The sequence below is a fragment of the Vreelandella boliviensis LC1 genome, assembly GCF_000236035.1.
In the GTDB taxonomy this organism is placed as follows: domain Bacteria; phylum Pseudomonadota; class Gammaproteobacteria; order Pseudomonadales; family Halomonadaceae; genus Vreelandella; species Vreelandella boliviensis.
The window spans coordinates 315,620-340,591 of the sequence record NZ_JH393260.1; the positions used below are offsets into that span (position 1 = coordinate 315,620).

General features: G+C 55.0%; 26 protein-coding genes and 1 pseudogene. 21 read left to right on the forward strand and 6 right to left on the reverse strand.

What is annotated here, in order from left to right; translation table 11 throughout:
• Window positions 1–5: 5 nt before the first annotated feature.
• The gene (locus KUC_RS18415; RefSeq protein ID WP_007114771.1) at window positions 6–1,670 is read right to left on the reverse strand and encodes an electron transfer flavoprotein-ubiquinone oxidoreductase; all 1,665 of its coding nucleotides are present in this window, start codon (window positions 1,668–1,670) and stop codon (window positions 6–8) included.
• A gap of 506 nt (window positions 1,671–2,176) precedes the next feature.
• Between KUC_RS18415 and KUC_RS18420 the strand changes: the two genes are divergently transcribed.
• The 8 genes from KUC_RS18420 to KUC_RS18455 all read left to right on the forward strand — a co-directional run bounded on the left by KUC_RS18420 (window position 2,177) and on the right by KUC_RS18455 (window position 9,292).
• The gene (locus KUC_RS18420) at window positions 2,177–2,926 is read left to right on the forward strand and encodes an electron transfer flavoprotein subunit beta/FixA family protein (RefSeq protein ID WP_007114773.1); all 750 of its coding nucleotides are present in this window, start codon (window positions 2,177–2,179) and stop codon (window positions 2,924–2,926) included.
• Window positions 2,927–2,981: 55 nt separating this feature from the next.
• A complete protein-coding gene (locus KUC_RS18425; RefSeq protein ID WP_040481624.1) occupies window positions 2,982–3,908 on the forward strand; it encodes an electron transfer flavoprotein subunit alpha/FixB family protein in 927 nt (308 codons plus the stop codon).
• 217 nt (window positions 3,909–4,125) lie between these two features.
• Window positions 4,126–4,737, forward strand: coding sequence for a superoxide dismutase (locus tag KUC_RS18430; protein ID WP_040481627.1), 612 nt, complete (start codon window positions 4,126–4,128; stop codon window positions 4,735–4,737).
• Window positions 4,738–4,988: 251 nt separating this feature from the next.
• Window positions 4,989–5,210, forward strand: a complete 222-nt coding sequence (nrdH, locus tag KUC_RS18435; RefSeq protein ID WP_035578578.1) for a glutaredoxin-like protein NrdH — start codon at window positions 4,989–4,991, stop codon at window positions 5,208–5,210.
• 9 nt (window positions 5,211–5,219) lie between these two features.
• Window positions 5,220–5,654 (forward strand): class Ib ribonucleoside-diphosphate reductase assembly flavoprotein NrdI, encoded by a 435-nt coding sequence (gene nrdI, locus KUC_RS18440; RefSeq protein WP_050804884.1) that lies wholly within the window; start codon window positions 5,220–5,222, stop codon window positions 5,652–5,654.
• Window positions 5,636–7,843, forward strand: a complete 2,208-nt coding sequence (gene nrdE, locus KUC_RS18445) for a class 1b ribonucleoside-diphosphate reductase subunit alpha (RefSeq protein WP_007114778.1) — start codon at window positions 5,636–5,638, stop codon at window positions 7,841–7,843. Before nrdI ends, nrdE begins: the two co-directional genes overlap by 19 nt.
• Window positions 7,844–7,873: 30 nt before the next feature.
• Complete coding sequence (nrdF, locus tag KUC_RS18450; RefSeq protein ID WP_007114779.1) at window positions 7,874–8,845, forward strand: class 1b ribonucleoside-diphosphate reductase subunit beta; 972 nt, start codon at window positions 7,874–7,876, stop codon at window positions 8,843–8,845.
• Window positions 8,846–8,893: 48 nt separating this feature from the next.
• Complete coding sequence (locus KUC_RS18455; RefSeq protein ID WP_007114780.1) at window positions 8,894–9,292, forward strand: NUDIX hydrolase; 399 nt, start codon at window positions 8,894–8,896, stop codon at window positions 9,290–9,292.
• Between the two features lie 24 nt (window positions 9,293–9,316).
• Here KUC_RS18455 and KUC_RS18460 read toward each other — a convergent pair whose 3' ends face one another.
• Together KUC_RS18460 and KUC_RS18465 are read right to left on the reverse strand one after the other, a co-directional pair.
• Complete coding sequence (locus tag KUC_RS18460) at window positions 9,317–9,628, reverse strand: hypothetical protein (protein ID WP_007114781.1); 312 nt, start codon at window positions 9,626–9,628, stop codon at window positions 9,317–9,319.
• 14 nt (window positions 9,629–9,642) lie between these two features.
• Entirely contained in the window at window positions 9,643–9,876 is a 234-nt protein-coding gene (locus KUC_RS18465) for an addiction module protein (protein WP_007114782.1), read from the reverse strand.
• Window positions 9,877–10,149: 273 nt separating this feature from the next.
• Between KUC_RS18465 and KUC_RS18470 the strand changes: the two genes are divergently transcribed.
• The 6 genes from KUC_RS18470 to KUC_RS18495 are packed head-to-tail and all read left to right on the forward strand — an operon-like array spanning window position 10,150 to window position 15,136.
• Entirely contained in the window at window positions 10,150–10,932 is a 783-nt protein-coding gene (locus KUC_RS18470) for a DUF3450 domain-containing protein (RefSeq protein WP_040481632.1), read from the forward strand.
• A 47-nt stretch (window positions 10,933–10,979) separates the two neighbouring features.
• Window positions 10,980–12,326, forward strand: a complete 1,347-nt coding sequence (locus tag KUC_RS18475; protein ID WP_007114785.1) for a MotA/TolQ/ExbB proton channel family protein — start codon at window positions 10,980–10,982, stop codon at window positions 12,324–12,326.
• A gap of 1 nt (window position 12,327) precedes the next feature.
• A complete protein-coding gene (locus tag KUC_RS18480; RefSeq protein ID WP_007114786.1) occupies window positions 12,328–12,870 on the forward strand; it encodes a MotA/TolQ/ExbB proton channel family protein in 543 nt (180 codons plus the stop codon).
• Window positions 12,863–13,270, forward strand: a complete 408-nt coding sequence (locus KUC_RS18485; RefSeq protein WP_040481634.1) for an ExbD/TolR family protein — start codon at window positions 12,863–12,865, stop codon at window positions 13,268–13,270. Before KUC_RS18480 ends, KUC_RS18485 begins: the two co-directional genes overlap by 8 nt.
• Window positions 13,267–14,037 (forward strand): energy transducer TonB, encoded by a 771-nt coding sequence (locus KUC_RS18490; protein ID WP_007114788.1) that lies wholly within the window; start codon window positions 13,267–13,269, stop codon window positions 14,035–14,037. Before KUC_RS18485 ends, KUC_RS18490 begins: the two co-directional genes overlap by 4 nt.
• A gap of 4 nt (window positions 14,038–14,041) precedes the next feature.
• Window positions 14,042–15,136, forward strand: coding sequence for a tetratricopeptide repeat protein (locus KUC_RS18495; protein WP_007114789.1), 1,095 nt, complete (start codon window positions 14,042–14,044; stop codon window positions 15,134–15,136).
• A gap of 34 nt (window positions 15,137–15,170) precedes the next feature.
• On the opposite strand, the gene xthA is transcribed toward KUC_RS18495, so the two are convergent.
• Both xthA and KUC_RS18505 read right to left on the reverse strand, forming a co-directional pair.
• Window positions 15,171–15,998, reverse strand: a complete 828-nt coding sequence (xthA, locus tag KUC_RS18500; protein WP_007114790.1) for an exodeoxyribonuclease III — start codon at window positions 15,996–15,998, stop codon at window positions 15,171–15,173.
• Window positions 15,998–16,255 carry a hypothetical protein gene (locus KUC_RS18505; RefSeq protein WP_007114791.1) on the reverse strand — a complete coding sequence of 86 codons (258 nt, stop codon included), beginning with the start codon at window positions 16,253–16,255 and terminating at the stop codon, window positions 15,998–16,000. The genes xthA and KUC_RS18505 overlap by 1 nt, the downstream gene beginning before the upstream one ends.
• A gap of 145 nt (window positions 16,256–16,400) precedes the next feature.
• On the opposite strand from KUC_RS18505, the gene rhlB reads away from it, so the two are divergent.
• Together rhlB and dinG are read left to right on the forward strand one after the other, a co-directional pair.
• The gene (gene rhlB, locus KUC_RS18510; RefSeq protein WP_007114792.1) at window positions 16,401–17,675 is read left to right on the forward strand and encodes an ATP-dependent RNA helicase RhlB; all 1,275 of its coding nucleotides are present in this window, start codon (window positions 16,401–16,403) and stop codon (window positions 17,673–17,675) included.
• 5 nt (window positions 17,676–17,680) lie between these two features.
• Window positions 17,681–19,810, forward strand: coding sequence for an ATP-dependent DNA helicase DinG (gene dinG, locus KUC_RS18515; protein WP_007114793.1), 2,130 nt, complete (start codon window positions 17,681–17,683; stop codon window positions 19,808–19,810).
• A gap of 72 nt (window positions 19,811–19,882) precedes the next feature.
• Here dinG and KUC_RS18520 read toward each other — a convergent pair whose 3' ends face one another.
• Window positions 19,883–20,959: a 3-deoxy-7-phosphoheptulonate synthase gene (locus KUC_RS18520; RefSeq protein ID WP_040481732.1), complete on the reverse strand. Its 1,077-nt coding sequence runs from the start codon at window positions 20,957–20,959 to the stop codon at window positions 19,883–19,885.
• 436 nt (window positions 20,960–21,395) lie between these two features.
• Between KUC_RS18520 and rpoE the strand changes: the two genes are divergently transcribed.
• The 5 genes and pseudogenes from rpoE to KUC_RS20175 form a co-directional block, all read left to right on the forward strand.
• Complete coding sequence (rpoE, locus tag KUC_RS18525; protein WP_007114795.1) at window positions 21,396–21,995, forward strand: RNA polymerase sigma factor RpoE; 600 nt, start codon at window positions 21,396–21,398, stop codon at window positions 21,993–21,995.
• A gap of 311 nt (window positions 21,996–22,306) precedes the next feature.
• The gene (locus KUC_RS18530; protein WP_007114796.1) at window positions 22,307–23,035 is read left to right on the forward strand and encodes a sigma-E factor negative regulatory protein; all 729 of its coding nucleotides are present in this window, start codon (window positions 22,307–22,309) and stop codon (window positions 23,033–23,035) included.
• Between the two features lie 53 nt (window positions 23,036–23,088).
• Window positions 23,089–24,102 carry a MucB/RseB C-terminal domain-containing protein gene (locus KUC_RS18535; RefSeq protein WP_040481636.1) on the forward strand — a complete coding sequence of 338 codons (1,014 nt, stop codon included), beginning with the start codon at window positions 23,089–23,091 and terminating at the stop codon, window positions 24,100–24,102.
• 32 nt (window positions 24,103–24,134) lie between these two features.
• Window positions 24,135–24,602, forward strand: a complete 468-nt coding sequence (locus KUC_RS18540; protein WP_007114798.1) for a SoxR reducing system RseC family protein — start codon at window positions 24,135–24,137, stop codon at window positions 24,600–24,602.
• Between the two features lie 69 nt (window positions 24,603–24,671).
• Window positions 24,672–24,972 (forward strand): annotated as a pseudogene (locus KUC_RS20175) (serine peptidase); the annotation flags it as partial.

Below are 24,972 nucleotides of genomic sequence, written 5' to 3' on the forward strand. Positions count from 1 at the left end.
GTCAATTACATATTGGGATAGTTGGGGCCGCCGCCGCCTTCTGGGGCTACCCAGGTAATATTCTGCGCCGGGTCTTTAATATCGCAGGTTTTGCAGTGTACGCAGTTCTGGAAGTTGATCTGAAAACGGGGCTGCCCCGCGCTATCTTCCACCACCTCGTAAACACCGGCAGGACAGTAGCGCTGAGCTGGTTCGGCGTATTCGGGCAGGTTTTCGCGGATCGGCAGGTCAGGATCATCCAAGCGCAGGTGGCACGGCTGATCTTCTTCATGGTTGGTGTTCGACAGAAATACCGAGGTCGGTTTGTCGAAAGAGAGCTTGCCGTCCGGTTTGGGGTAGTTAATCTTTTCAAACTCGGCCGCTGGCTTAAGGGCGCCGTGGTCGGTAGTGGTGTCGTGGACGTTAGGCAGCTTGTTGCCCAGCAGCTGGTGGGCGAAGTTGTACGCTCCGCCGCCCACGGTGCCATATTTATGCAGCGCGGGACCAAAACTGGCGCTCTCTTTAAGCTCTTGGTAGGCCCAGCTGGCCTCCCATTTCTGGGTAAAGCTCGTTAGCTCCTGTGCGCCCTCATCGCCACCTTTGATCGCCTCAAATACGCTCTCAGCCGCGATCAAGCCGGACTTCATGGCGGTATGCAGTCCTTTGATCTTGGAAAAGTTGAGGGTGCCCGCATCACAACCAATCAATAGCCCGCCAGGGAAGGTCATTTTGGGTAGGCTGTTAAAGCCTCCTTTGGTAATCGCCCGTGCGCCGTAAGCTACGCGCTTGCCACCCGCCAGGTACTGGCTAATGACCGGATGATGCTTCATACGCTGAAATTCGTCGAAGGGCGAAAGCCATGGGTTCTGGTAGCCCAGATCCATAATCAAACCCACAACGACCTGCTGGTTTTCCGCATGGTAAAGGAACCAGCCGCCGTGAGTGCTACTATCCAGTGGCCAACCTGAACCGTGAACAACTAGACCTGGCTCATGCTTGTCGGCAGGCACATCCCACAGCTCTTTAAGGCCGATACCGTAATGTTGCGGGTCGCGACCTGCATCCAGCGAAAAGTCTTTGATTAAACGCTTACCCAAATGCCCCCGCGCGCCCTCGGCAAACAGCGTGTACTTGGCGCGCAGCTCCATGCCCGGCATATGGCCATCTTTGGGAGTGCCGTCCGCGGCGACGCCCATATCGCCAATCAGAATGCCGCGCACGGCGTCATCTTCAATAATCACGTCTTGGGCGGCAAAACCCGGAAATATCTCAACGCCGAGGGCTTCTGCCTGTTCGGCCAGCCAGCGGCACAGATTGCCAGCACTGATCACATAGCGGGTAAGGTCGCCGTCGGTATTGTGCATGCTTTTAGGCACTACGGCGTTGGGTACTTTCTGCGCTTTTTCGGCGTCTTTGAGCAAAAAAACATCGTCGCGAATCGCTGGGGTATTGAGCGGAGCGCCGCGCTCCTCCCAGTCAGGGAATAGCTCTGCCAGGGCGCGGGGTTCAAATACCGCCCCTGACAATATATGCGCACCCACTTCAGAGCCTTTTTCAACCACGCAGACAGTTAGCTCTTGCTCTGCCTCGTTGGCCTGCTGCATTAGTCGGCAGGCGGCGGAAAGCCCGGATGGGCCCGCACCGACAATGACGACATCAAAGTCCATTACATCGCGTTCAACAGTTTCCACCCGGTTTCTCCTTATTCTCTTTATAAGCGCCATTATTTTATAAGTGCCATTATTTATACACACTAGCTTATAAAAAATTGGCCTTAATTTAAAACGGTCGTTTGCTTCTGGTTATGTGTCATGATAGTCATAATACCTGTGTCAGGTCACGCCGACGATGGTGAAAGAGGCATTTATTGGCTGTATGCTTCGCTAATCAGCGTTCAGTTACGACTTTCAGTTACGACTAAGGCCGTAGTGATTGATAAGGTATTAGGTGTTGTCGCTTTGCGGCAGGCTATGGCAAATTGGTAAGGTTTTTCAATTGCGTGCCTATCGAACGCTTGACCGAATTTAAAAGATTGAATTTAAAAGCGCCGTCATTCGTGTTGGCTGCAGCTGTGATGGGGGGTGGTCGCTGTTGAGAAGTGGCCTGCCAGTCTTCACCACGTCTTAAATTAAGGGGTATCCGCTGGGCGGGTGCCGTCTCAGGGTAACGGCTTTACGACAAGCCAAGCGAGGAACCTATGAAAGTACTCGTCGCGGTTAAACGCGTCATTGATTACAACGTCAAGATTCGTGTCAAAGCGGATCATTCTGACGTCGATCTCACCAACGTCAAAATGGCCATGAACCCGTTCTGCGAAATTGCCGTGGAAGAAGCGGTGCGCCTGAAAGAGAAGGGCGTTGCGACAGAGGTTGTCGCCGTCACGGTGGGTCCCAAGGCAGCCCAGGAGCAACTGCGTACCGCCCTGGCGCTGGGTGCCGATCGCGCCATTCATATCGAAACTGACGAGCGCGCCGAATCCCTGGCCGTGGCCAAACTATTGGCTAAAGTGGTCGAAGAAGAACAGCCCGGTCTGGTCGTTCTCGGCAAGCAGGCCATCGACACCGATAACAATCAAACCGGCCAAATGCTGGCGGCGTTAACCGGCCTGCCCCAGGGCACCTTCGCCTCGGAAGTAGCTGTCGACGGTGAAAAAGTACATGTGACACGGGAAATTGATGGCGGTCTGCAAACCATCGCCCTCACGCTGCCTGCGATTGTCACCACCGACCTGCGTTTGAATGAGCCGCGCTACGCCAAGCTCCCCGATATCATGAAGGCCAAGAAGAAGCCCCTGGATGTGAAGACCCCCGCCGACTACGGCGTCGAGGTGGCCTCCAAGGTGAGCCTGCTAAAAGTTGAATCGCCAGCGGAGCGCAAGGGCGGCGTTAAAGTCGCCTCGGTAGACGAGCTGATCGACAAACTGAAAAACGAAGCCAAAGTTCTCTAAAGTCGGTTGTTTACACCCGGACATTGAGATGTGCGCTTTTGAAGGAGCTGATTTTATGAGCATTTTGGTACTTGCCGACCTGCATGAAGGTCAACTGGCCGGTGCGACGGCCCACGTAATTGCGGCCGCCCAACAGATCGGCGGCGATATTGATGTTCTCGTTGCCGGTGAAGGCGTTCAGGCCGCGGCAGAAGCTGCCGCCAAGCTCGACGGCGTGAGTAAAGTACGCGTCGCCGATAACGCCGTTTACGCCCACCAACTGGCCGAGCCCATGGGCGCGCTGCTGGTCGAACTGGCGGGTGATTACACCCACGTACTCGCTAGTGCCTCCACCACCGGTAAAAACGTGCTGCCGCGTTTAGCAGCATTAAAAGACGTTAGTCAGCTGTCGGATGTTATCGCCGTGGATAGCGCCGATACCTTCAAGCGTCCTATCTACGCCGGTAACGCCATCGCTACGGTGAAAAGCGATGATGTGCTCAAGGTCATCACCGTGCGTTCCACCGGCTTTGACGCGGTAGGCGAGGGTAACAGTGCCCCCGTTGAAGCCGTCGATGTGGTGGTTGAAAATAGCCAGTCCAGCTTTGTTAAAGAAGAGCTGGCGGCATCGGATCGCCCCGAACTGGGCGGCGCCAAGGTGGTTATCTCCGGCGGTCGCGGGATGGGCAACGGTGAGAACTTCAAATTGCTTGACGGCATTGCCGACAAGCTGGGCGCCGCCATTGGTGCTTCTCGCGCGGCGGTAGACGCAGGCTTTGTACCCAACGATATGCAGGTCGGTCAGACCGGCAAAATCGTTGCCCCGGATCTGTATATTGCCGTGGGGATTTCAGGCGCCATCCAGCACTTGGCAGGTATGAAAGACTCCAAGGTGATCGTTGCGATCAATAAAGACGACGAAGCGCCGATCTTCCAGGTCGCCGATTACGGCTTGGTCGGCGATCTGTTTGAGATTCTGCCGGAGCTTGAGAGTAAGCTGTAAGCGGTTGAACAGCTAAGTCCTACAAGCCGGCTTCGCCAGAAGTCGGCTTTTTTGTGGCGGGTGTATTAGGTAAACTGGCAATAGTTGACTAAAGTACTGGGGCAAAGAGTAAGAAAAGAACACGAGTAAGAAAAACCACTCCGGTGGTTGAAAAAGCTGCGGGCTGACCGCACATAAGTAAGTGAAAGCAACGAAAGCCACTCAAGGAGATGATGATATGGCGCATACATTACCCGAATTGCCGTACGCATATGACGCTCTCGAACCGAATATCGATGCGATGACGATGGAAATTCACCACTCTCGTCACCATCAAACCTACATCAACAACCTGAACGCCACGCTGGAAGGCACAGGCCTTGAAGATGTACCTGTTGAAGAACTGGTCGCTAACCTGGATCGCGTTCCAGAAGCCAAGCGCCAAGCTGTTATCAACAACGGTGGCGGCCATGCTAACCACTCCATGTTTTGGCAGATGATGTCGCCAAACGGTGGTGGCAGCCCCCAGGGCGATGTGGCGAAAGCCATTGACGCTGAACTGGGCGGTCTGGAAACTTTTAAAGAAGAGTTCAAAAAAGCGGCTGTTGGCCGTTTCGGTAGCGGTTGGGCATGGCTATCCATTACCCCTGAAAAGAAATTGGTGGTAGAAAATACCCTGAATCAAGACAGCCCGCTCATGCACGGCAACACGCCGCTGCTGGGTCTGGATGTTTGGGAACATGCCTACTACCTGAAGTATCAAAACAAGCGTCCTGACTATATTGCAGCGTTCTTTAACGTTGTTAACTGGGAAGACGTTGAGCGTCGTTACCAAGCGGCAATTAGCTAATATTGCTATGACCCGCTAGCCGCGCCGCTTTGCGGCGCTGTGAAAAAACCGTCCACTTTTTAGTGGGCGGTTTTTTTATTGCCTGGGATAACGTGGGGCATTAGTTGTCAATATCCTGTGGATGAAAAATACCACATATGCTTGAATTGATTTTCCATTGGTCTATATATAGTATGCGTTGTATCTTCTAGAGGGGGTGGGCACTAGATGTGCTCTACCCGAAAAATGCCGCTATGAAAAGGAAAATAGCCATGGAAATCCAAATTTATAGCAAGCCCGCTTGTGTTCAATGCACCGCAACTTACCGTGCGCTCGACAAGCAGGGTCTTGAGTACACTGTTATTGATATTACCGCTGAATCCGGCGCCCAAGAGGAAGTTGAGGCCCTCGGCTATCGCCAGCTTCCTGTCGTAGTCGTCGGCGAGGATCACTGGTCGGGTTTCCGCCCAGACCGCATTCAAGCGCTGGCTTAAGTCATCCCAATGCTGGCAAGTTGCTCACCCACACCTATAGCCGGCAGTTTGGTGTACTTTTCTACTAAATCAGGCAATACCCATCGTTTTGTAGAGAAGCTTGGTTTTGCCGCAAAGCGACTGCCGCTGAATCGAGATGAGCCTGTTCCACGTGTCACCCAGCCGTATATTTTAATTACCCCCACTTATGGTGGGGGAAGTGAGCAGGGTGCAGTACCCAAGCAGGTGATCCATTTTCTCAACGACACACATAATCGGAGCCTCCTGCGGGGGGTCATTGCAGCGGGAAATACTAATTTTGGCGAAGCCTATGGCCTTGCTGGCCGCATTATCGCCAAAAAGTGCAACGTGCCGCTGCTGTACCGATTCGAACTGTTTGGCACCGACGACGACGTGGCCAACGTCCGTAAAGGAGTAGAAGAGTTTTGGAAACGACAAACCTAGCGCCGAAAGACTCAGCCTCGAAAGACTCAGCCACTAAAAGCGTCGAGGCAAAACGGCCAGCAGCTGCGGCGGAAGCGCGCACGCTGGACTATCACGCTCTCAACGCCATGCTCAATCTGTACGGTGCCAATGGTGAGCTACAGCTGGATAAAGATCGCGAAGCGGCACGCCAGTACTTTTTGCAACACGTTAACCAGAACACTGTGTTTTTCCACTCGTTAGAGGAAAAGCTCGATTACTTAGTCGAAGAGCAGTATTACGAAGCCGAGATGCTGGCCCAGTACAGCTTTGCCTTTATCAAGGCGCTGTTCGAGCAGGCCTATGCGTATAAGTTTCGTTTCCCCAGTTTTTTGGGCGCCTTTAAATACTACACCAGCTACACGCTGAAAACGTTTGACGGCAAGCGCTACTTAGAGCGTTACGAAGACCGTGTTTGCATGGTGGCGTTGACCCTGGCGCGAGGCGACGAAACGTTGGCGAAGTCGCTAGTGGATGAAGTTATTAGCGGCCGTTTCCAGCCCGCAACGCCCACTTTCCTTAATTGCGGCAAGCAGCAGCGCGGTGAGTTGGTGTCGTGCTTCCTGCTGCGTATTGAAGACAATATGGAATCGATTGGCCGGGCGATTAACTCTGCTCTGCAGCTCTCCAAGCGTGGCGGCGGCGTGGCCTTCCTGCTCACCAATATTCGTGAGTCTGGTGCGCCCATCAAGCGCATTGAAAACCAGTCGTCGGGCATCATCCCGATTATGAAATTGCTGGAAGACGCCTTCTCCTACGCCAACCAACTTGGCGCTCGTCAGGGGGCAGGGGCGGTGTATCTGAACGCTCACCACCCGGATATCCTGCGCTTTTTGGATACCAAGCGGGAAAACGCCGACGAGAAAATTCGTATCAAAACGCTTTCACTGGGCGTGACGATCCCGGATATCACCTTTGAACTCGCCAAGCGCAACGACGACATGTACCTGTTCTCGCCCTACGATGTAGAGCGCGTTTACGGCGTACCGTTTGGCGATATCAGCGTTACCGAAAAATACCATGAGATGGTTGCTGATGCGCGTATCCGCAAGCACAAGATTAACGCTCGGGCGTTTTTCCAGGTGTTGGCCGAGCTGCAGTTTGAGTCGGGCTACCCCTACCTGATGTTCGAAGACACGGTTAATCGCGCCAATCCGATTGCTGGCCGCATTAACATGAGTAACCTGTGCTCTGAAATTCTTCAGGTGAATACCCCTACGGAGTATGACGACGACTTGGGTTATCGCCATATTGGCCAGGATATCTCCTGCAACCTGGGCTCCATGAACATTGCCAAGGTGATGGACTCTGGTGATCTCGGTACCAGCGTGGACATCGCCATTCGCGGCCTCACCGCCGTTTCGGAAATGAGCAATCTGCGCAGCGTTCCCTCGATTGCCGAAGGCAATGCTAAGTCCAGAGCGATCGGCTTAGGCCAGATGAACCTGCACGGCTATTTGGCGCGGGAGCATATCTACTACGGCTCCGACGAAGGCTTGGATTTTACCAATATCTACTTCTACTGCGTGGCCTTCCATGCGATCCGTGCGTCGAACCGTTTGGCGATTGAGCACAAGGATACGTTTGCTGGCTTTGCCGATTCCACCTATGCCTCGGGTACCTTCTTTGATAAGTACACCGACCAGGCGTGGCTGCCGCGCACTGACAAAGTACGTGGCCTGTTTGAACGCAGTGGTATCGCGCTGCCGACCCAAGACGATTGGCAGGAGCTGAAAGCCTCGGTCATGGCCCACGGTTTATACAACCGCAACCTGCAGGCGGTACCGCCGACGGGGTCGATCTCTTACATCAATAACTCCACCTCTAGCATTCACCCGGTAGCGGCGAGAATCGAGATCCGCAAAGAGGGCAAGCTGGGGCGTGTTTACTATCCCGCGCCTTTCCTGGATGAAGCCAATTTTGACTACTTCCAGGACGCCTACGAAATCGGCCCGGAAAAGATCATCGATACCTATGCGGAAGCCTCGCAGCACGTCGACCAAGGTCTATCGCTAACGCTGTTCTTCCCGGATACCGCCAGCACGCGCGATATCAACAAAGCGCAGATTTACGCCTGGCGCAAAGGCATTAAAACGCTTTACTACATTCGCTTGCGTCAAAGTGCCTTAGAAGGCACAGAGGTGGAAGGCTGCGTTTCCTGCACGCTCTAGGCGTTTGACGACTTTGAAGAGATTGAAACTATGAATACCATGCAACGTTTATCGCGGGTTGACGCGATTAACTGGAACCGACTTCAGGATGATAAAGACCTGGAAGTGTGGAACCGCTTGACCAGTAATTTCTGGCTGCCTGAGAAAGTGCCGCTGTCGAATGATATTCAGTCCTGGAACACCCTGACCGAAAAGGAAAAGCAGCTGACGATTCGTGTGTTTACCGGCCTTACGCTGCTGGACACCATTCAAAGCAGCGTGGGTGCACCGGTATTAATGGAAGATGCACGTACTCCCCACGAAGAGGCGGTTTACACTAATATCGCCTTTATGGAATCAGTGCATGCGCGTTCCTACAGCTCGATTTTCTCGACGCTTTGCACCACCCGTGATGTGGACGATGCGTTTCGCTGGAGTGAAGAGAACCCCACTCTGCAGGCGAAATCCCAGCTGATATTAGAGCGTTACCGCTCGGATGACCCGCTGATGCGCAAAGTCGCCAGCGTTTTCCTTGAGTCGTTTCTGTTCTACTCCGGCTTCTACCTGCCGATGTACTGGTCAAGCCATGCCAAACTGACCAATACTGCCGATTTGATTCGTCTGATCATTCGCGATGAAGCGGTGCACGGCTACTACATCGGTTATAAATTCCAGCAGGCAATGGCGGAAGCGACGCCAGCGCGTCAGCAGGAAGTCAAAGATTACGCCTACGAGCTGCTGCTGGAACTCTATGACAACGAAGTGCGCTATACCGAGTCACTCTATGACGAGGTAGGCTTAAGTGAAGACGTCAAGAAATTCCTTCACTACAACGCCAATAAAGCGCTGATGAACCTAGGCTTCGAGCCACTGTTCCCCAGCAGCGTGACCGATGTTGACCCGACCATCATGGCGGCGCTGTCTCCCAATGCTGACGAGAATCACGACTTCTTCTCCGGCTCCGGCTCTTCCTACGTCATCGGCAAAGCCGTCGCCACTGAAGACGACGACTGGGCGTTTTAATACCACCGAAAGTTATCGGCATGAAGTCATGGGCATAGAGGAGGACGTATGTCAGCTAGCGAAGCTAACCTATTGAAGATCGCCGCTGCCGTAGTGAGCGACCCTGATGGGCGCTTGCTATTGGTGCGTAAGCACAATACGTCTTTCTTTATGCAGCCTGGCGGCAAGATCGATGCAGGGGAAACCGCACTAGAGGCGCTGTGCCGCGAGCTGAGGGAGGAGTTGGGCTTGCAGGTTAATGAGGATCAACTGATTCCGCTAGGCGTGCATAGCGCTCCCGCCGCCAATGAGCCGGGCATGGCGCTTGAAGCGCATCTGTTTAGCCTGGTTATTGATGAGCCTGTCGAAGCAGCGGCTGAAATTGCTGAAGCAAGATGGGTGACCCGTGAAGAGGCTTGGCAACTACCGCTGGCGCCGCTGACAAAAGAGTATGTAGTGGTAAGTTAGTGCTAATGTATTATCAAGGTGCCACTATTTTTTATGCCTACTTCTTTCCCACCAGTAACCCTGTTTCCTGGAGTGGTGGGCTGCGGCAATCACGACTATTTCCTCAGGTAGTTCAATGGCAATTACATCGTAAGGGAAACGATCCAGAATAAGTCTTTTTGCACCTGTTATCCCAGCTGCTTTCGGTAGGGGTGATAGAGGGACAAGATTTTCTTCAATAATGTCAATGACGGCATCGAGTGTGGCAAAAAACTCGCTACCGAGACCTGGCTGTTCGTGTTCATACCATGCTGCGGCCTCTATCGCTTCCTGCGAGGCTTCTGCCAATACCCTCACTGTCCGCACTGTTACTAACCTATCCTTTCGAGCATCTGCTTTCGGAACTCTTCTCGGGTCAGAAGGGTGGCGTTACCACTTTTGACGTTGGCGGCGCGCTGAATAATTTCATCATTCCATGCTTGTTCAACGGCGTTATCTTGCGGGCCGTCCAGGCTTATGATGAGTTCGTGAGCAAGGGCTGCTCGCTCCGATTCTGAGAGCGTCGAAATCTGTGTGCGTAGTTGATTGAGTGTTTCGGCAGTCATAGGGCCTCCCCTGAACCTTCCCGAATGAAACTATCCAATGATGCTATCCCCATTCAAGGGCCCTAGCAAGGTGGTCGGGTGAACGCCTGTCACGCCGTGGGAGAAAGTTTCCAGCGACTGCGAAATCGACTGTTTCTTAATGATAAATATTGTCATTTATTATATTAGTGGTAGTCTAGGCAGCGCAAAAGTTAAACGCAAATCGTTCTAATACCCAATTAGTTTCTAGTCGGGCGGTGCCCGCCGCCCGCTACTCAGTGACGGAGAGTGTACGTGCTGAACAGGTCTTTCTTTGCCTTGCGTGGATGGTGGCTAGCGGGAGTGCTGGCCAGTGGCACGCTGTTGGCAAGTGAACAAGCAGTGGCTCAAGCGGCCGAAAGTGTAGAAGCCCAGCAGGCCCAGGCAGCGCTTCAGGAGCAGATTGATGCCGCCGATGAGCAAACCCGCGAACATCTGGAAGAGCTACGCCGTTTGGAGCGAGAAACCCGCCAGTTGAAGGCTGACAATGCCTCGCTGACCGGGCGCTTGGCGGAAGAGGCCGAACGTCAGCAGCGGCTGGCTACTGCTCTGGACACGTTGGAAGAGACCCGAGCCGCGCTGCCTGTGATCGAACAAAACATGTCGGCACAGCTTAGCCAATGGATCGAGCGTGACCTGCCTTTTCTACGTGAGGAGCGGTTGGCGCGGGTTGAGCGTCAGCCCGATGAGCAGGGTCAAAATACCATCGAGCGGATTAATGGCCTGCTCGAAGCATGGCGCGTTGAGCTTGACTATGGGCAGGAGATGGACAGCTGGCGTGGGCGTTTAAGTCAGGATGGCCGTGTGCGTGAAGTGGACTTCTTGCGTATCGGGCGTATCGGCTTCTATTACCTAACCCCTGACGGCCGTGAAGGCGGTGTGTGGGATGCTGAAAGTGGTGCATGGCAGCCGCTGGAAGACGAATACCTGCGTGAAGTGCGCAGTGGGCTGCGCATGGCGGAAGATCAGCGCGCTCCGGATCTATTAACTTTGCCGCTCTCGATTAGTGCCAATGACTTGCAGGGAGAGCAACCATGAGTCGTTTCAATCTAACCGGTAATCGCCAATCCGCGAGTCGCCTATCCATGTGTCGGCGAACGCTTTGTCAACTTGGCTATGCCTGCGTTGTATTGGGGCTGGTAGCGGTCAGTGGCGTATCAATGGCGCAAACTGAAAGCGCTACTTCTCTGCGTGACGCCCGTGAGGCAGCGCAAGCGCGAGACCAGCAGCGTCTAATGAGTTTTCTGGATAACCAGCAGGCGTTGGAGTCCGCCCTGGAGCAGGCGCGCGCCGAACACGAAGATTCTCAGCAGCAGCATGAAGCGCTACAGGCGCAGCAGGCAGAGCAAACAGAACAGGCGAGTGAACTACGCGAGCGCCAAGCAGAGCAGGGCGAGGCGCTTTCAGGCCTGCTGGCGAATCTTGCCCGGCATAGCTCTGAGATTCGCAATACGCTGGGGGAAGAGAGCCTGCTTACCCTGGAGGAGGGATCGCTGCCGCAGCGTCTGGATGAGGTGGAAGTGCTTGAACGCCACCAGTTGGAAGATGTAGTGGATCACTTGGCGGCGTTAACCGCGCGCAGCGGGCGCGCCGAGCGGCTTTCAATGTCGGTTGCCGATGCTAATGGCGAGGTGGCCACTCGCGAGTTGTTGCGGTTAGGCGATTTCGCGGCCTTTACCGAGAGCGAGCTATTAGAGCGCGGTGAAGGCGATGGCAACTTAGTCGTGCTGGCGCGCACGCCCAATGCCATTGGTGGGTTGCTGGCGGATTACTACCAGGGCGAAAGCAACGTGATGGCGGTAGATCCTACCCAGGGCAGCGTGCTGGAAGCCTTGGCCCAGCAGCCCAGTCTGTGGGAGCGTTTCCAGCAGGGCGGCTATGTCGGCTACGTGGTCGTGGCGCTGGGTATTCTGGGTATGATTATCGGCCTTGGCCAATATCTCTATCTGGTGCTGGTCAGTCTGCGCGTTAATCGCCAACGGCAATCCCCTGATCAACTGCAGGCCAATAACCCGTTGGGGCGGGTACTGCTGCGTTTTGAAGGCATGGATAAACATCAAACCCCAGAGGCCCTGGAAGCGCGGCTGGATGAAGCGGTATTGGCCGAACTACCCAGGCTGGAACGCAGTCAGCCAATGGTGAAGTTGCTCGCCGCCATCGCTCCGCTGCTCGGTCTGCTGGGGACAGTGACCGGGATGATCGTTACTTTCCAGGCGATTACTGTATTTGGCACCGGTGACCCGCAGCTAATGGCAGGCGGTATTAGCCAGGCGCTGGTCACCACCGTGCTGGGTCTGATTACCGCCGTGCCGTTGTTGTTCGTGCAAACAGCGTTGGCAGGCCGCAGCCGTTACTTAACCCACGTGATTGAAGGGCAGGCGAGTGCGACTCTGGCGGATCACCTGGAATCTCACACGCCTGTGGTGAATTAACATGTCTGCACTTCCTCTCTGGCTCGAACCCGTTGAGCGTTTAGTGGAGGCGGGTGGTGCGGTACTGGTCGTTCTAGCCGTCGTGGCCGTGCTGGTGTTTGCCATGGCCATGGAGCGCTGGTGGTACTACCGAATTACCTGGCGTATTGCGCGGCGCCAGTTGCTGCGGCGGTGGGCGGCGCGCAGTGACCACACCAGTTGGAGTGCCCGCACGCTGCGTCAGGTATGGGCAGAGGCGCTGGTCGCCAGGCTGCGCAAACCCTTGCCCTGGTTAAAGCTGTTGGTCGCGTTATGCCCTTTACTGGGGTTGTTAGGCACGGTGACGGGTATGATTAGCGTATTCGATAGCCTTTCGTTGAGCGAGACCCATCAAGCCCGCGCCATGGCAGATGGCGTCGCCCGAGCGACGCTGCCGACCTTGACCGGCATGGCCATCGCCGTGGTAGGGCTGTTATTTATTAGTCGTTTAGAGCACGTCATTCGTCGTGAAGACCAGCGGCTGCATGATCGCTTGGCGCGGGCACTGGAGGAGAGTGATGCGTAGACGTCGTTCCATAGATGCGACCACTGAGAGCAATGAGGTAAATCTTACCCCCATGCTCGACGTAGTTTTTATCATGTTGATTTTCTTTATCGTGACGACCAGCTTTGTCAAAGAGAGCGGTGTCGAAATTGAGCGGCCGGAGTCCAGTGCCGCGACCCCGCGTCCGGATGCCCAAGTACTTGTGGCGATTTCCCCCGAGGGGGCGGTGTGGGTAGATGGCAGTCCCGTGGATACCCACCGTGTTGGCCAGCAAGTAGCCGCTATGCTGAGTGGTGATGGCTCGGTGGTTATTCAGGCGGATCGCTCATCTACCACAGGCTTGCTGATTGAGGTGATGGATCGCCTGCGTGAGGCGGGCGTTGACCGGGTAGCGGTGGCGGCGAGCCGGAGTGGGTCATGATACGCCACCTGCTATCGATACTAGGCGGCGTCGTGCTGGCGGTGGGCTTGTTCTGGCTGCTTGCCCAGCTCGTGGCGCCCCCAGAGCGAAAGCCCGAAGAGCTGACCATGAGCATGGCGATGACCATGATTGAAGCGCCGGAGGAGGCCCCCGAACAGGAGGCGCCCACGCCGCAGCCGGCTGAAGCGGCACCCCAGCAGGCGCCACCGCCCATGCCAGCCCCCGAGCCACCGCCAGTCACTGAGAGCACTATCAGCTTGCCGGAAGTAGAGCTGCCGGATGAGCCCGTTGAGCCGGTAGAAATGGATAGTGAGCTACCGGAGTTGACGGAAGTGACGCCGGAGCCCCGGCCCGAACCACCTCCCGAACCGAGGCCAGAGCCGACCCCGCAACCGCGACCTGTCGAGCCAGCACCTAGTGCAGCTCCCGCGTCATTGGACTCAGCACCTGCCATGCGTGAGGTCGCGCCGGAAGCGCAGCCTGCACCCTCTAATGAGCCGGTTAATGTAGGTCAGGCGACACCGACGAACCAAGTTGGCCCTACTTACCCGCCTCGGGCACAGCGCCGGGGTATGGAAGGCTTTGTAGAGGTGGCCTTTATGATTCGGCGCGATGGTAGTGTCGACAGCTCTTCTATACGGGTTACCAGCGCGCAGCCGCGTCGGGTGTTTAATGATGCTGCGCGGGACGCGATTGCCAAGTGGCAATTTGAACCCAGTGATCGGTTGCGTAATGCCACCCAGCGGATCGAGTTTGAGTTGAGGTAGCTGAATGAAGCGTCTTTTATGCCTTCTATTACTAAGCGTTTGGCCACTTTCATCACAGGCCAGTCCTGCGCTGCAAGGTGATGTCATTGCTGATCTCAATGCGCTACAGAGCCAGTTGAAAGATAGCCAGTTAAAAGAGAGCCAGTCGCAAGAAGCCTCGTTAACTCAAGTCGTTGAACGGGCAACCGCTCAGGCTGAGCGGTTAGCATCTGGTAATCAATCGGATCAATGGGCCAGTGCGCTCTATCAACAGCTCGCAGCCGGCGCCTTGGCGCGCCAGGATCAGCACGCTGCAGCAGCAGATCGGCTGGCCATTGCCCGTGGCTTAGAGGGTGTTGATGACGCCCAGGCGGCTCGCTGGCTACGTGAGGAAGCCGAACTGCGCCGAGCTGCGGGTCAGCGTGATCAAGCCATTGAGCTATTCAGTGAGTGGTTAGCTAATCACCGGGATAGTGATGCCATATGGCAGTTAACCCGCCTGTTGGCGGAACAGGCGCGCTGGGAGGACGCTGCCGACTGGCTTGAGCAGACACTTAATGAGACGCCGGAATTAAGTGAGGCACAGCAGGCTCTGGCGCTTGCTGTTTATCGCAATGCTGGGCAAGGCGATCAGGCATTGGGCTGGCTGTTGGATGGCCTGACCGCGCAAAGCGACGCTACCGATTGGCGCCAAGCTGCCGGGCTTGCCCAGCAGGCAGGTCAGTCGGGTGTAGCCGCTGGCCTTTGGGAGACGGCATGGCAATTAGGCAAGCTAACCGAGCAGGAGGATTTTTGGCTGTTGATTCAACTGCATCTCGCAGGCGGTACTCCCGCCCGGGCCGCCGAACATTTAGAGCAGGTATTAAACAAGGGCGATATTGTTCGCGACGAGTCTAATCTACGTTTGCTTGCCAGTGCCTGGCGGCAGGCTAAAGACGTTGGTAAGACCCTGAACGCCTGGCAAGCCATAGCGCTGCATACCCAAACAGCCGCTGACTGGCGAGCTTATGGCCAGCTCGCTTACGCCTGGGGTGAGGAGGGGCAAGCAAAGCAAGCCTTTGCCCGCGCCTCGTCGCTAGGTGACAATGAGGCGCAGCAGTGGCTGGCCAGTTTTAACTAGAAAGGGCAATTTCTCAAGGGCTATGTCTCAAGGGCTATGACTTGAGCGTTACAGCGAAGTCGCTCCAGGTAGGTGCATGATCCGATGGCCGCTCCATACCACGCAAATCGTAGTCGATGCCCGCGTCGGTGACCTGCTCAGCTAGCGCTTTGGTGACGAGAATATAGTCGATACGTAGGCCGCGCTTGGGCTCCTGATTAAACCCTTTGGAGCGGTAATCGAACCAGCTAAAGCGGTCATCGCTTTGCGGATAGCAAAGCCGATAGCTGTCGCTAAGCCCCCACGCTTTAATGCCTTCGAGCCATTCGCGCTCAATGGGCTGAAAACTGGTTTTGCCTTCGCGCAGCCAGCGCTTGCGGTTGGCCTCACCGATGCCGATGTCCTGGTCTTCCGGCGAGATGTTAAAATCGCCCATAATGGCCAGCCGCTCGTCAGGGCGATGCTGTTCGTTAAGCAGTCGCGCTAACTGGCCGTAAAAACGCTCTTTATGGGGAAACTTGGTCGGGTGAATAACGTTTTCGCCCTGAGGGAAATAGCCGTTCCACACCGTCACAGTTTCGCCATCCTCGGATAGCAGACGGGCGCCAATCATGCGGCGCTGGGCGTCCTCCTCATCATCGGGGAAACCGTAAAATACCTCTTGGGGTGCCTGGCGGCACATCAGGGCAACGCCGTAGTGGCCTTTCTGGCCGTGATAAAAAACGTGGTAACCCATGGCTTCCACGTCTGCGATAGGAAACTCGCTGTCTTGTACTTTGGTTTCCTGTAGCCCAATCACGTCCGGTTGCTGAGTGTCGATCAACGCCTGTAACTGGTGAAGCCGTGCACGGATGCCATTAATGTTGAAAGAAACCAAACGCATTACGAGTCGTCCCCCTGAGGTTTGTTAGCGCCGCTATCAGTTTTATCAGGGTGAATGGCAATATCCTGCCCGTTCTGCTGGCGGGCGAGTTTTCTCACCGCCTGAAGCTTGCGCTGCTGCTGCTTTTTCGCCACAAAACGGCGCGAAGGGGCGACTTGGTCGGGATTGTCGTGGCGCCATTTTTTATAATCTTTACGTCGGCCGGTACGAATTGTCACCTTATCGGCCAGTGAACGAGTTTTTTTCTTACGCGTCATGTCGCGCTCCTTACGTCGATTTGACGGCTATTCTAGCAGGCCTTGGGACTCCTTCGACAGCAGGACGCGCTCTTATCGCCAAGCCCTGGTACAATGCGCACGTCAATATGCCTAACCTTAACAGCAATGGATAGATAGACAGCCTATGAGCGAGTCGGAACAGACCACAGCACCGGCCCAGAACCGCAAGCCAAAGCGCCGCCGTCGTAAACCACGTCGTCGCCAGTCGAGCTGGGATCTTCGTCAGTTTCAGGTGCCCGCCGTGGCCGGCAAGTGGCGCTTTCATGACTTTGATCTGCCGCTACCCTTAATGCGCGCTATTCATGCCCAAGGGTTTGAGTATTGCACGCCTATTCAAGCCGAGGCCCTGCGCCAAACGCTATTAGGTGGCGACATTGTCGGTAAAGCGCAAACGGGAACCGGTAAAACCGCGGCCTTTTTGATCTCTGTGATGGCCTACTTCCTGGAAGAGCCAACACCCAATGGTCAAAAGCCAGGTGCGCCGCGCGCCTTGATTATTGCGCCTACCCGCGAGTTGGCGCTGCAGATCGAAAAAGATGCTAAAGCGTTAGCGCGTTTTACCCCGCTCAATGTTGCGAGTGTGGTCGGCGGTATGGACTACCAGAAGCAGCGTGAAAGCCTGGGCAGCAAGATCGATATTCTGGTGGCAACCCCGGGGCGCCTGTTGGATTTCCACCAGAAGCGCGATATCGACCTCAACGAAGTTGAGGTATTGGTGCTGGATGAAGCCGACCGGATGTTGTCGATGGGCTTTATTCCCGACGTGAAGCGGATTATTCGCTACACGCCGAAAAAAGAAGAGCGTCAGACCTTCCTCTTCTCGGCCACCTTTACCGACGACATCTTGAACCTTGCCAGTCAATGGACGCTTGATCCTGCCCACGTCGAGATCGAAGTCACCGTTGAGAATCAGGCGGATATCGATCAGCGTGTGTATTTGGTGTCCGACGACGACAAGCAGCGCTTACTGGTGAATCTACTTCAGCAGGAGAGCTTTGAGCGCGTGATGGTGTTTGGTAACCGTCGTGACTTAGTGCGCAAGCTTGACGACCTGCTCAAAAAAGCCGGTGTTAGCGCGGCGATGCTGTCGGGTGATGTACCCCAGAATCAGCGCATCAAAACCCTGGAAAGCTTCCGCGAAGGTGAGATTCAGGTATTAGTCGCCACTGACGTTGCCGGCCGTGGGATCCACATTGAAGACGTCAGTCACGTCATCAATTATACCCTGCCGGAAGACCCGGAAGACTATGTGCACCGTATTGGCCGTACCGGTCGCGCTGGCGCGAAGGGTGTCTCGATTAGCTTCGTCGGTGAAGAGGATGCCTTCTCACTGCCGGAAATCGAACGCTATATCAATGACAAGTTACCCTGCGTGCATCCGCCGGAAGGTATGCTCTAAGCCGCATGCTTGATACAGCCCTCAAAAGCGAGATTCAAGACGCTTACCGTCGCGTGGTGGACACCCTTGAGCTGACCCCACGCTACGGCCAGCGCATGATGATCGCCGAAATAGCCCGAACGCTGGGTAATATCGAGAGCGATGGCGAGGGTAAGCGAACCAGCGATACTCACGTCTGCGTACTTGAAGCGGGTACCGGTACGGGTAAAACGCTGGCCTATCTGATCGCCGCCTTGCCAATCGCTAAAGCGCGCGGCAAGCGGCTGATTATCTCGACGGCAACAGTCGCTCTTCAAGAGCAGGTGCTGAATCAAGACTTGCCATCACTGGCAAGCCACAGCGGTATCGCCTTTCGATATGCATTAGCCAAAGGGCGCGGACGCTATGTGTGCGTGGCGCGGCTGGATCAAGCACTGGAAGGCAGTGAGCCCAACCCCACGCTGTCGCTATTTGAGCAGTCGCTGCAAACCCAAAGCAGTGACTTCACCGTCATAGCCAGCGATATGGCCCAAGCCTATGGGCAGGGGGAGTGGGAAGGGGATCGTGATAACTGGCCCGAAGCGATTGAGGATGCCCACTGGCGCCGGCTAACGGTGGATCATCGCCAGTGCACGGGGCGGCGCTGCGGGCACTTTGGTGCCTGCGCATTCTTTCGTTCGCGCCGTGAGCTTGAAAATGCTGACGTCATCGTCGCCAATCACGATCTTGTGTTGGCTGATTTGGCCTTGGGCGGCGGTGCGATACTGCCCGACCCGGCGGACTGCATTTTTGTGTTTGACGAAGGTCACCACCTGCCGGAGAAGGCACTTTCCCACTTTGCCCACCGCTTTGCGGTGCACGGCTGTTTGCGCTGGCTGAAAACGCTGAAAAGCAGTTTAACCGACCTTCACCAGGGGTTGGCGGTTCAGCCCACGGTGTCTCGCCTGTTGGTGAGCTTGCCCGAACTGATCCATAATCTGGAACCCGCGCTGGGTGATGTGTTTAGCATGGGGCATCAACTGGCCGGTCGACCAAATGGCTTGGCCGACGAAGAGGCCACCCATCAATCGCGTTTTGAGAAGGGCCAGGTGCCCGACGCATTGCGTGATCAGGCGCAGCAGCTACTGGTGATGTTCGCCTCGCTATCGCGCTGTTTGGAAAGTATCAGCGATATTCTGCGCGAGAGCCTTGATCCTGATAAGCAGACCGGCCTTGACCGAGAGCAGGCAGAGGCCTGGCTGCCGCTGGTGGCGCTGCTGCACGGGCGGGCGTTGGAGGCCCACGCGCTTTGGCAGGCGTTTAGCGAGCAGGATGTCGCCAATGAGGCGCCCAGCGCCCGCTGGATTACGCTAAGTCGCGTAACCGGTGAGCCGGAGATTGAATTTTCAGCCAGCCCGGTCTCTGCAGCGCATACCTTGGCCAAGCATTTATGGGGGCGCTGCCACGGCGCGGTGGTCACATCGGCGACCTTGACCGCGCTGGGGCGATTTGAGCGCCTTCAAGAACGAGCAGGCTTGGCGAATCGCTACCGCTATCAGGCGTTACCGAGCCCGTTTGATTACGCCAATGCAGTGCTTCGCGTGCCCAAAGAGGCCACTGACCCTGGTGACAGAGACGCCCACGAGCTAGCGATTGTCACTTTTGTATCGCAGCTGGCCGATAAAGAAGCAGCGCTAGTGCTGTTCTCTTCCCGTGCTCAACTGAGGGCGGTGGATAAAGCGTTGCCCGCGAGAGTGAAGGAGCGCGTGCTGGCCCAGGATGCGCTGCCTAAGCGCGAGCTTATCGAGCGGCATCGGGCGGCCGTTGATAAGGGTGACGGCAGTATTATCTTTGGCCTGGCAAGCTTCGCCGAGGGTATTGATCTTCCTGGCGACTATTTGACGCATGTGGTGATTACGCGGTTGCCCTTTGCGGTGCCAGATGACCCGGTGGGCGCTACGTTAGCGGAGTGGATAGAGAGCCAGGGCGGCAATGCCTTTATGCGCATTAGCGTGCCCGATGCGTCTATTAAGCTGGTGCAGGCCTGTGGTCGTTTGATTCGAAAGGAGAGCGACCGCGGGACGATCACAATACTGGATAAACGGGTGATCACCCGCCGTTACGGGCAAGCGTTGTTGGATGCATTGCCGCCATTTCGACGTGAAATTAGCCGCTAGCCGTTTATTTAGTGTTTTGGAACGAAAAATCCCCGCCGAGGCGGGGATTATATAGCTGCAACGGCGCTGGTATTACTTAGCGATGCGCTTGGCTAGCGTGGCGGCAAGTTTATCGTTCATGCGGTTAAACGTTTCCACCGTGGTGTCCCAGTCGATGCAGGCATCGGTAATGGATACGCCATACTGCAGTTGGCTAAGATCTTGAGGCAGTTTTTGATTGCCCCAGCCAATATTGGATTCAACCATCAAGCCGATAATGGAGGTGTTGCCTTCCAAAATTTGGTTGGTGACGTTTTCCAGCACCAGCGGCTGTAGCGCGGCATCTTTGTTGGAGTTGGCGTGAGAGCAGTCGATCATGATGTTGGGCGATAGCTTGGCTTTCTCAAGCTCCTTTTCTGCTAGAGCAACGCTCACGCTGTCGTAGTTGGGCTTGCCGTTGCCGCCGCGCAGCACGACGTGGCCGTAGGCATTGCCGCGGGTGCGGATAATCGCTACCTGGCCCGCCTGGTTAATGCCCAGGAAGTTGTGTGGGCTGGCCACGGACTGGAGCGCATTGATCGCTACGTCCAGGCTGCCGTCAGTGCCGTTTTTAAAGCCGACCGGGCAGGAGAGGCCTGAAGCCATTTCCCGGTGGGTCTGGGACTCGGTGGTACGGGCGCCAATCGCTGACCAACTGATGCAGTCTTGCAGGTACTGGGGCGAGATGGGGTCGAGTGCTTCGGTAGCTAACGGTAAGCCCATTTCGGCCAGATCAACCAGCAGTTTGCGGGCGATATGCAGACCTTCATCGATCTCAAAGGAGTCGTTGAGGTGTGGGTCGTTGATCAGGCCTTTCCAGCCAACTGTTGTGCGCGGCTTTTCAAAATAGACGCGCATCACGATGTACAGGCTGTCGCTGACTTGATCAGCCAACGCACGAAGGCGGCGGGCGTAGTCGAGGGCGGCTTCTACATCGTGAATTGAACACGGCCCAACGACGACTAGCAGTCGCGGGTCGTTGCCATCCAGGATATTTTGAATGGTTTGACGACCTTCAATTACTGTACGCTCTGCCGCATCGGTTAACGGTACGGCGTTCTTGAGAGCTTCTGGCGTCGTGAGAACGTCTTGAGCGAGGACGTTAAGGTTATTAACCTGTTGTTCTGACATCTTGCTACCTGTGCATGCGCTATTTGTGAAAAAAGTGAGGGGGCGATAAAAGTGGCTCCTACTATCGCTTGTCGAGCAGGTAAAAATCAATTGCTGTGGAACCATGGCAGCATTAAAAGTGTCAGCCTCTGGGTTTTGCGAAAGGGGGTAAGCGCTTGAAGCGCTGCAAAGAACGCGTAACACTGGGTCTCTGTCGTTAAAACCCAGGTCGTTAAAACCCAGGTCGTTAAAACCTGGGTCGTTAAAGCTTAGGTCGTTAAAATTTAGTACCGTTATAAAATGCAGCAATATACTCGGGCGAAGTGTTCGCTCTTTTATTCACTCTATTATTAATCAATGCCCAAGGGACGCTATGCTGCTTGCTGTGAACGCCCACTTGTCAGGGCTAATAGGAATGGGGCTCGGCGCACGCCGTACGAGCTGGAGGAGCGTGTGAATGGGCACTCGGGAAACTGACCAACAGCTTGTTGAACGTGCCCAAAAAGGCGATACGCGCGCCTTCGATCTGCTGGTAAAAAAATACCAGCACAAAATTATCGGCCTGATTGGTCGTTACGTTCATGATCACTCTGAAGTTCAGGATGTGGCCCAGGAGGCATTTATCAAGGCGTACCGCGCCTTAGGCAAGTTTCGCTCGGAAAGTGCGTTCTATACCTGGATGTATCGCATCGCGATTAACACGGCGAAAAATTATCTGGTCTCGCGGGGGAGGCGTCCGCCGGGAAGTGATTTGGATATTGTCGATGCTGAAATTATCGACCAAAGCGGACGACTGGCAGATTCAGAGTCACCAGAAGCTGCGATTGCCAGAGACCAGCTCGAAGCTGCGGTTTACCAAGCGATCGACAACTTGCCCGATGATCTGCGCACAGCAATTACCCTACGCGAGCTGGATGGCCTGGCTTACGAAGATATTGCTCAGGTCATGCAGTGCCCGGTGGGCACGGTTCGTTCGCGAATTTTCCGCGCTCGCGAGGCGGTTGATGAACATATCCGCCCATTAGTATCCACGGCGCGGAACAGTCGCGATGAGTAGTGGTCAATAGAGAGAGCGCAATATGATCGCCAAAGAATACCAACAAAAAAAATAAAGGTTTTATTTTTTTTGTGAACTGTCTGGCATGTAAGGCGTCATAAAACGTGACTATCCTTGGTGAGCACGTTCGATGTGTCATTCTGTGATATATCAATTTACAAAGCGTCATGAGCTTAGCATTGCAAGCTAATTAGATTTGCTAATTTGATTAGCTTGCAAAGGAGACTTGGCCTTGGAAGTCGTCGGAGTGATGGTGCATATTATTAACCATCATCCCAGTACTTCTTTTAAACAGTGTGAGGGTGTGAAGTATGAGTCAAAACACACGGGAATCACTTTCGGTGTTAATGGATGGCGAGAGTGATGAGCTTGAGCTTCGCCGAGTGTTGAAGGCACTGCCAAATGATGAAGATGCCGCAGATACATGGCGCCGCTATCATCTTGCCCGCAGCATGATACAGCGCGAGCAAAGCGTAGATGTAAGCGTTGATCTTTCTGCTGGCATTATGGCCCGTTTGCGCGAAGAACCTGCTCCAGTGATGCAAGATGCAGGGCCTGTTGCTCACCGTGCGGGTGGTATTTCGTTCGCCCGAGGTGCTGGGGTTGCCGCTGCAGTTTCACTAATGGTAATCACAGGCGTTCAGTTCTTTGGCAATGACTCATCTGTTCGCCAAGGCAGCAACGATATTGCGACGGCTGCGTCCGGTGCTAATGGCGCTATCCAAGTGCAGCCCGTTAGCGTGGCCTCTCAGTCGGCAGTAGCTACACGTGCTGACATGCCCATGTTTGAACCTACGCCGTTTCGGCTTAGCGGCCAGTCGGGTCAGGGCGGTTTAATGAATATTAGTGAAGCTGGCTTTTCAGTCCAGACGCCTCAGGGGGTGACTGCTTCCCAAGGTACTTACATTGACATCGATCAGATTGGCTTATTGCAGTCTTATTTAGAGCAACATACCCAGAGTGCCGCTTACGGCAGTGGTGACAGTTGGATGCCGCTGATGCGCTCATCGGCAGTTACAGAGCCATTAGGCCAGCGCTAAACCGAATGTCGTTCTTTTCTGATGATGCATTAGGTAAGTAGGGAGTGCGCAACATGGTGGGACCCCGGCGAACTAAGCGCGCATGGGTGCTGGCGGTGGTAGTTGGTACGCTCTCATTTCAAGTGCAGTCAGAAAACACTAATAGCCCTAAAGGCAGTCATGCAGGCTACGAGTGTGCGGGGGAATCCGAAACGACGCCTAGCAGTGCAACGCAGTGGCTCGAGCGCAGTTTGTGGGCCAGCCACTGTTATGCCTTTCAAGCTAGGGCGGTGGCTATTGATAATGTCGATGTTCGCACGCTAGCACTATCACACCGTATTCAGGATGGTATTCGGCAGCAGGTTGTGCAGTATTTAGATGGCCCATCTGTCAGCATTGAGCGTCGCTCGCCGGTAGGTAGGTTGGCCTGGACCCAAGAGCACAGCAACGGTGAGTTACCCTCACCCGCAAGCTGGGCGGCTCATCTCGAGAAGTATTACGCTATTGAGCTTGAGGATAATGCCCGGGTAGCTGGTCGCGACGCCGTTAAACTTATTTTTGAGCCCCTCGACCAATGGCGTTTTTCTCGTGAATGGTGGCTAGACCGAGATACCGGTTTGCTGCTTAAGCATGTACTCAGTGATCAGCAGGATAGGATCATTGAAACCTTCCAAATTACCCAGCTTCAGTCGCCTCAAAAGTATACCGGTAGGGTGCGAGAGAGCACGCCCAGCGTTATTCTTAATACTCCTTGGCACACTACTTGGCTTCCCGATGGTTTTGTAGCGCAGCCGGTTACTTTCTCTGGCGATGATGTGCACCAACGTGTTTACAGCGATGGCTTGGCCACCGTGAGTATCTTTGTGGATCCCCTCGCGTCTGAAGAAACGACTGTCTTGCAGGAAGGTGTTAAGCAGTTGGGCGTGTCGGCCGTGGCCATTGAACACGCCATCACCGCTGAAGGGCGCTGGCAGCTGGTGGCGATTGGTGAGCTGCCAGTGTCAACGCTGCAGCGTATTGTTAGCTCAATTTCTTTCGACTTGGTTGAAGGCCACGTTCTTGAGAGTGGCGATGAGGTTGAGCAGTAGTGTTAGACATTTGTGCATGACAGGACAAATAAATGATGACCTCCACTCCCGGTAGCTCCTTGCTTGGTAATCCACTACTTCGCTCTGGCAAGGTTGTCGACCATGTCCAGCAGGGGCTTATCGTAGAAGTTTCAGCCCAACAGGGCTGCGAGCAGTGTGCTCAGGGGCGAGGGTGCGGGGTCGGGTTGTTGGCGCGCTCGCGCAGCCAGCGAATTGCTGTAGCGCTTCCCCCCAAAACGCATAGCGCTGAGCGAAACTACCCGCTAGGAAGCCAAGTCACTATTAGCCTGCCGCGCGCCTCTGTCACGCTGCTGGCTTTTTTTGTTTATGGGCTGCCACTGCTGCTTGCGATTTTGCTATCCGGCACTGTCTCTCTCGTCAGTAACAGGATTTGGCTGGCACCCATGGTCTTTTTTATCACCCTGATGGTCGGTGCCCTAAGTATTAAATATCTAATGCGCGGGCGAGGGGAACGCTTTCGCCCACGCTTGGTCAATTAGTTCTCCGGCATCTCGCTATGAGTTGTTAATCTGCCCTTGATTACTATCACATTAAGTAGGAGCTCTTGCATGAAGCGCTTGATTCTCCCTTCCACGCTATGGGTCTGCGTGGTGGCATTGCTAACGTTTGGCCAAGCCGCCAGCGCACAGGGTTTGCCTGATTTCACCGAGTTGGTAGAAAAAGCCGCCCCTGGGGTAGTGAATATCTCGACTAGTAGAACGGTTCAGCGCAGCAGTGCGCCGGGTTTTGGCGGGTTCGGTGGTCAGGAAATCCCAGAGATTTTCCGTCACTTCTTTGGAGATAGCTTTCCAGCACCCCCCAGTAATGGTCAGGGGCGAACGGAAGAGAGTCAGTCATTAGGCTCGGGGT

Excerpts from the sequence above, each read along its gene's own strand:
- KUC_RS18420 (WP_007114773.1), top strand. The coding sequence starts at position 2,177 with ATGAAAGTACTCGTCGCGGTTAAACGCGTCATTGATTACAACGTCAAG.
- KUC_RS18425 (WP_040481624.1), top strand. The coding sequence starts at position 2,982 with ATGAGCATTTTGGTACTTGCCGACCTGCATGAAGGTCAACTGGCCGGT.
- KUC_RS18430 (WP_040481627.1), top strand. The coding sequence starts at position 4,126 with ATGGCGCATACATTACCCGAATTGCCGTACGCATATGACGCTCTCGAA.
- nrdH (WP_035578578.1), top strand. The coding sequence starts at position 4,989 with ATGGAAATCCAAATTTATAGCAAGCCCGCTTGTGTTCAATGCACCGCA.
- nrdI (WP_050804884.1), top strand. The coding sequence starts at position 5,220 with ATGCTGGCAAGTTGCTCACCCACACCTATAGCCGGCAGTTTGGTGTAC.
- nrdF (WP_007114779.1), top strand. The coding sequence starts at position 7,874 with ATGAATACCATGCAACGTTTATCGCGGGTTGACGCGATTAACTGGAAC.
- KUC_RS18455 (WP_007114780.1), top strand. The coding sequence starts at position 8,894 with ATGTCAGCTAGCGAAGCTAACCTATTGAAGATCGCCGCTGCCGTAGTG.
- KUC_RS18465 (WP_007114782.1), bottom strand. The coding sequence starts at position 9,876 with ATGACTGCCGAAACACTCAATCAACTACGCACACAGATTTCGACGCTC.
- KUC_RS18475 (WP_007114785.1), top strand. The coding sequence starts at position 10,980 with ATGTGTCGGCGAACGCTTTGTCAACTTGGCTATGCCTGCGTTGTATTG.
- KUC_RS18480 (WP_007114786.1), top strand. The coding sequence starts at position 12,328 with ATGTCTGCACTTCCTCTCTGGCTCGAACCCGTTGAGCGTTTAGTGGAG.
- KUC_RS18485 (WP_040481634.1), top strand. The coding sequence starts at position 12,863 with ATGCGTAGACGTCGTTCCATAGATGCGACCACTGAGAGCAATGAGGTA.
- KUC_RS18490 (WP_007114788.1), top strand. The coding sequence starts at position 13,267 with ATGATACGCCACCTGCTATCGATACTAGGCGGCGTCGTGCTGGCGGTG.
- KUC_RS18495 (WP_007114789.1), top strand. The coding sequence starts at position 14,042 with ATGAAGCGTCTTTTATGCCTTCTATTACTAAGCGTTTGGCCACTTTCA.
- xthA (WP_007114790.1), bottom strand. The coding sequence starts at position 15,998 with ATGCGTTTGGTTTCTTTCAACATTAATGGCATCCGTGCACGGCTTCAC.
- KUC_RS18505 (WP_007114791.1), bottom strand. The coding sequence starts at position 16,255 with ATGACGCGTAAGAAAAAAACTCGTTCACTGGCCGATAAGGTGACAATT.
- rhlB (WP_007114792.1), top strand. The coding sequence starts at position 16,401 with ATGAGCGAGTCGGAACAGACCACAGCACCGGCCCAGAACCGCAAGCCA.
- dinG (WP_007114793.1), top strand. The coding sequence starts at position 17,681 with ATGCTTGATACAGCCCTCAAAAGCGAGATTCAAGACGCTTACCGTCGC.
- KUC_RS18520 (WP_040481732.1), bottom strand. The coding sequence starts at position 20,959 with ATGTCAGAACAACAGGTTAATAACCTTAACGTCCTCGCTCAAGACGTT.
- rpoE (WP_007114795.1), top strand. The coding sequence starts at position 21,396 with ATGGGCACTCGGGAAACTGACCAACAGCTTGTTGAACGTGCCCAAAAA.
- KUC_RS18530 (WP_007114796.1), top strand. The coding sequence starts at position 22,307 with ATGAGTCAAAACACACGGGAATCACTTTCGGTGTTAATGGATGGCGAG.
- KUC_RS18535 (WP_040481636.1), top strand. The coding sequence starts at position 23,089 with ATGGTGGGACCCCGGCGAACTAAGCGCGCATGGGTGCTGGCGGTGGTA.
- KUC_RS18540 (WP_007114798.1), top strand. The coding sequence starts at position 24,135 with ATGATGACCTCCACTCCCGGTAGCTCCTTGCTTGGTAATCCACTACTT.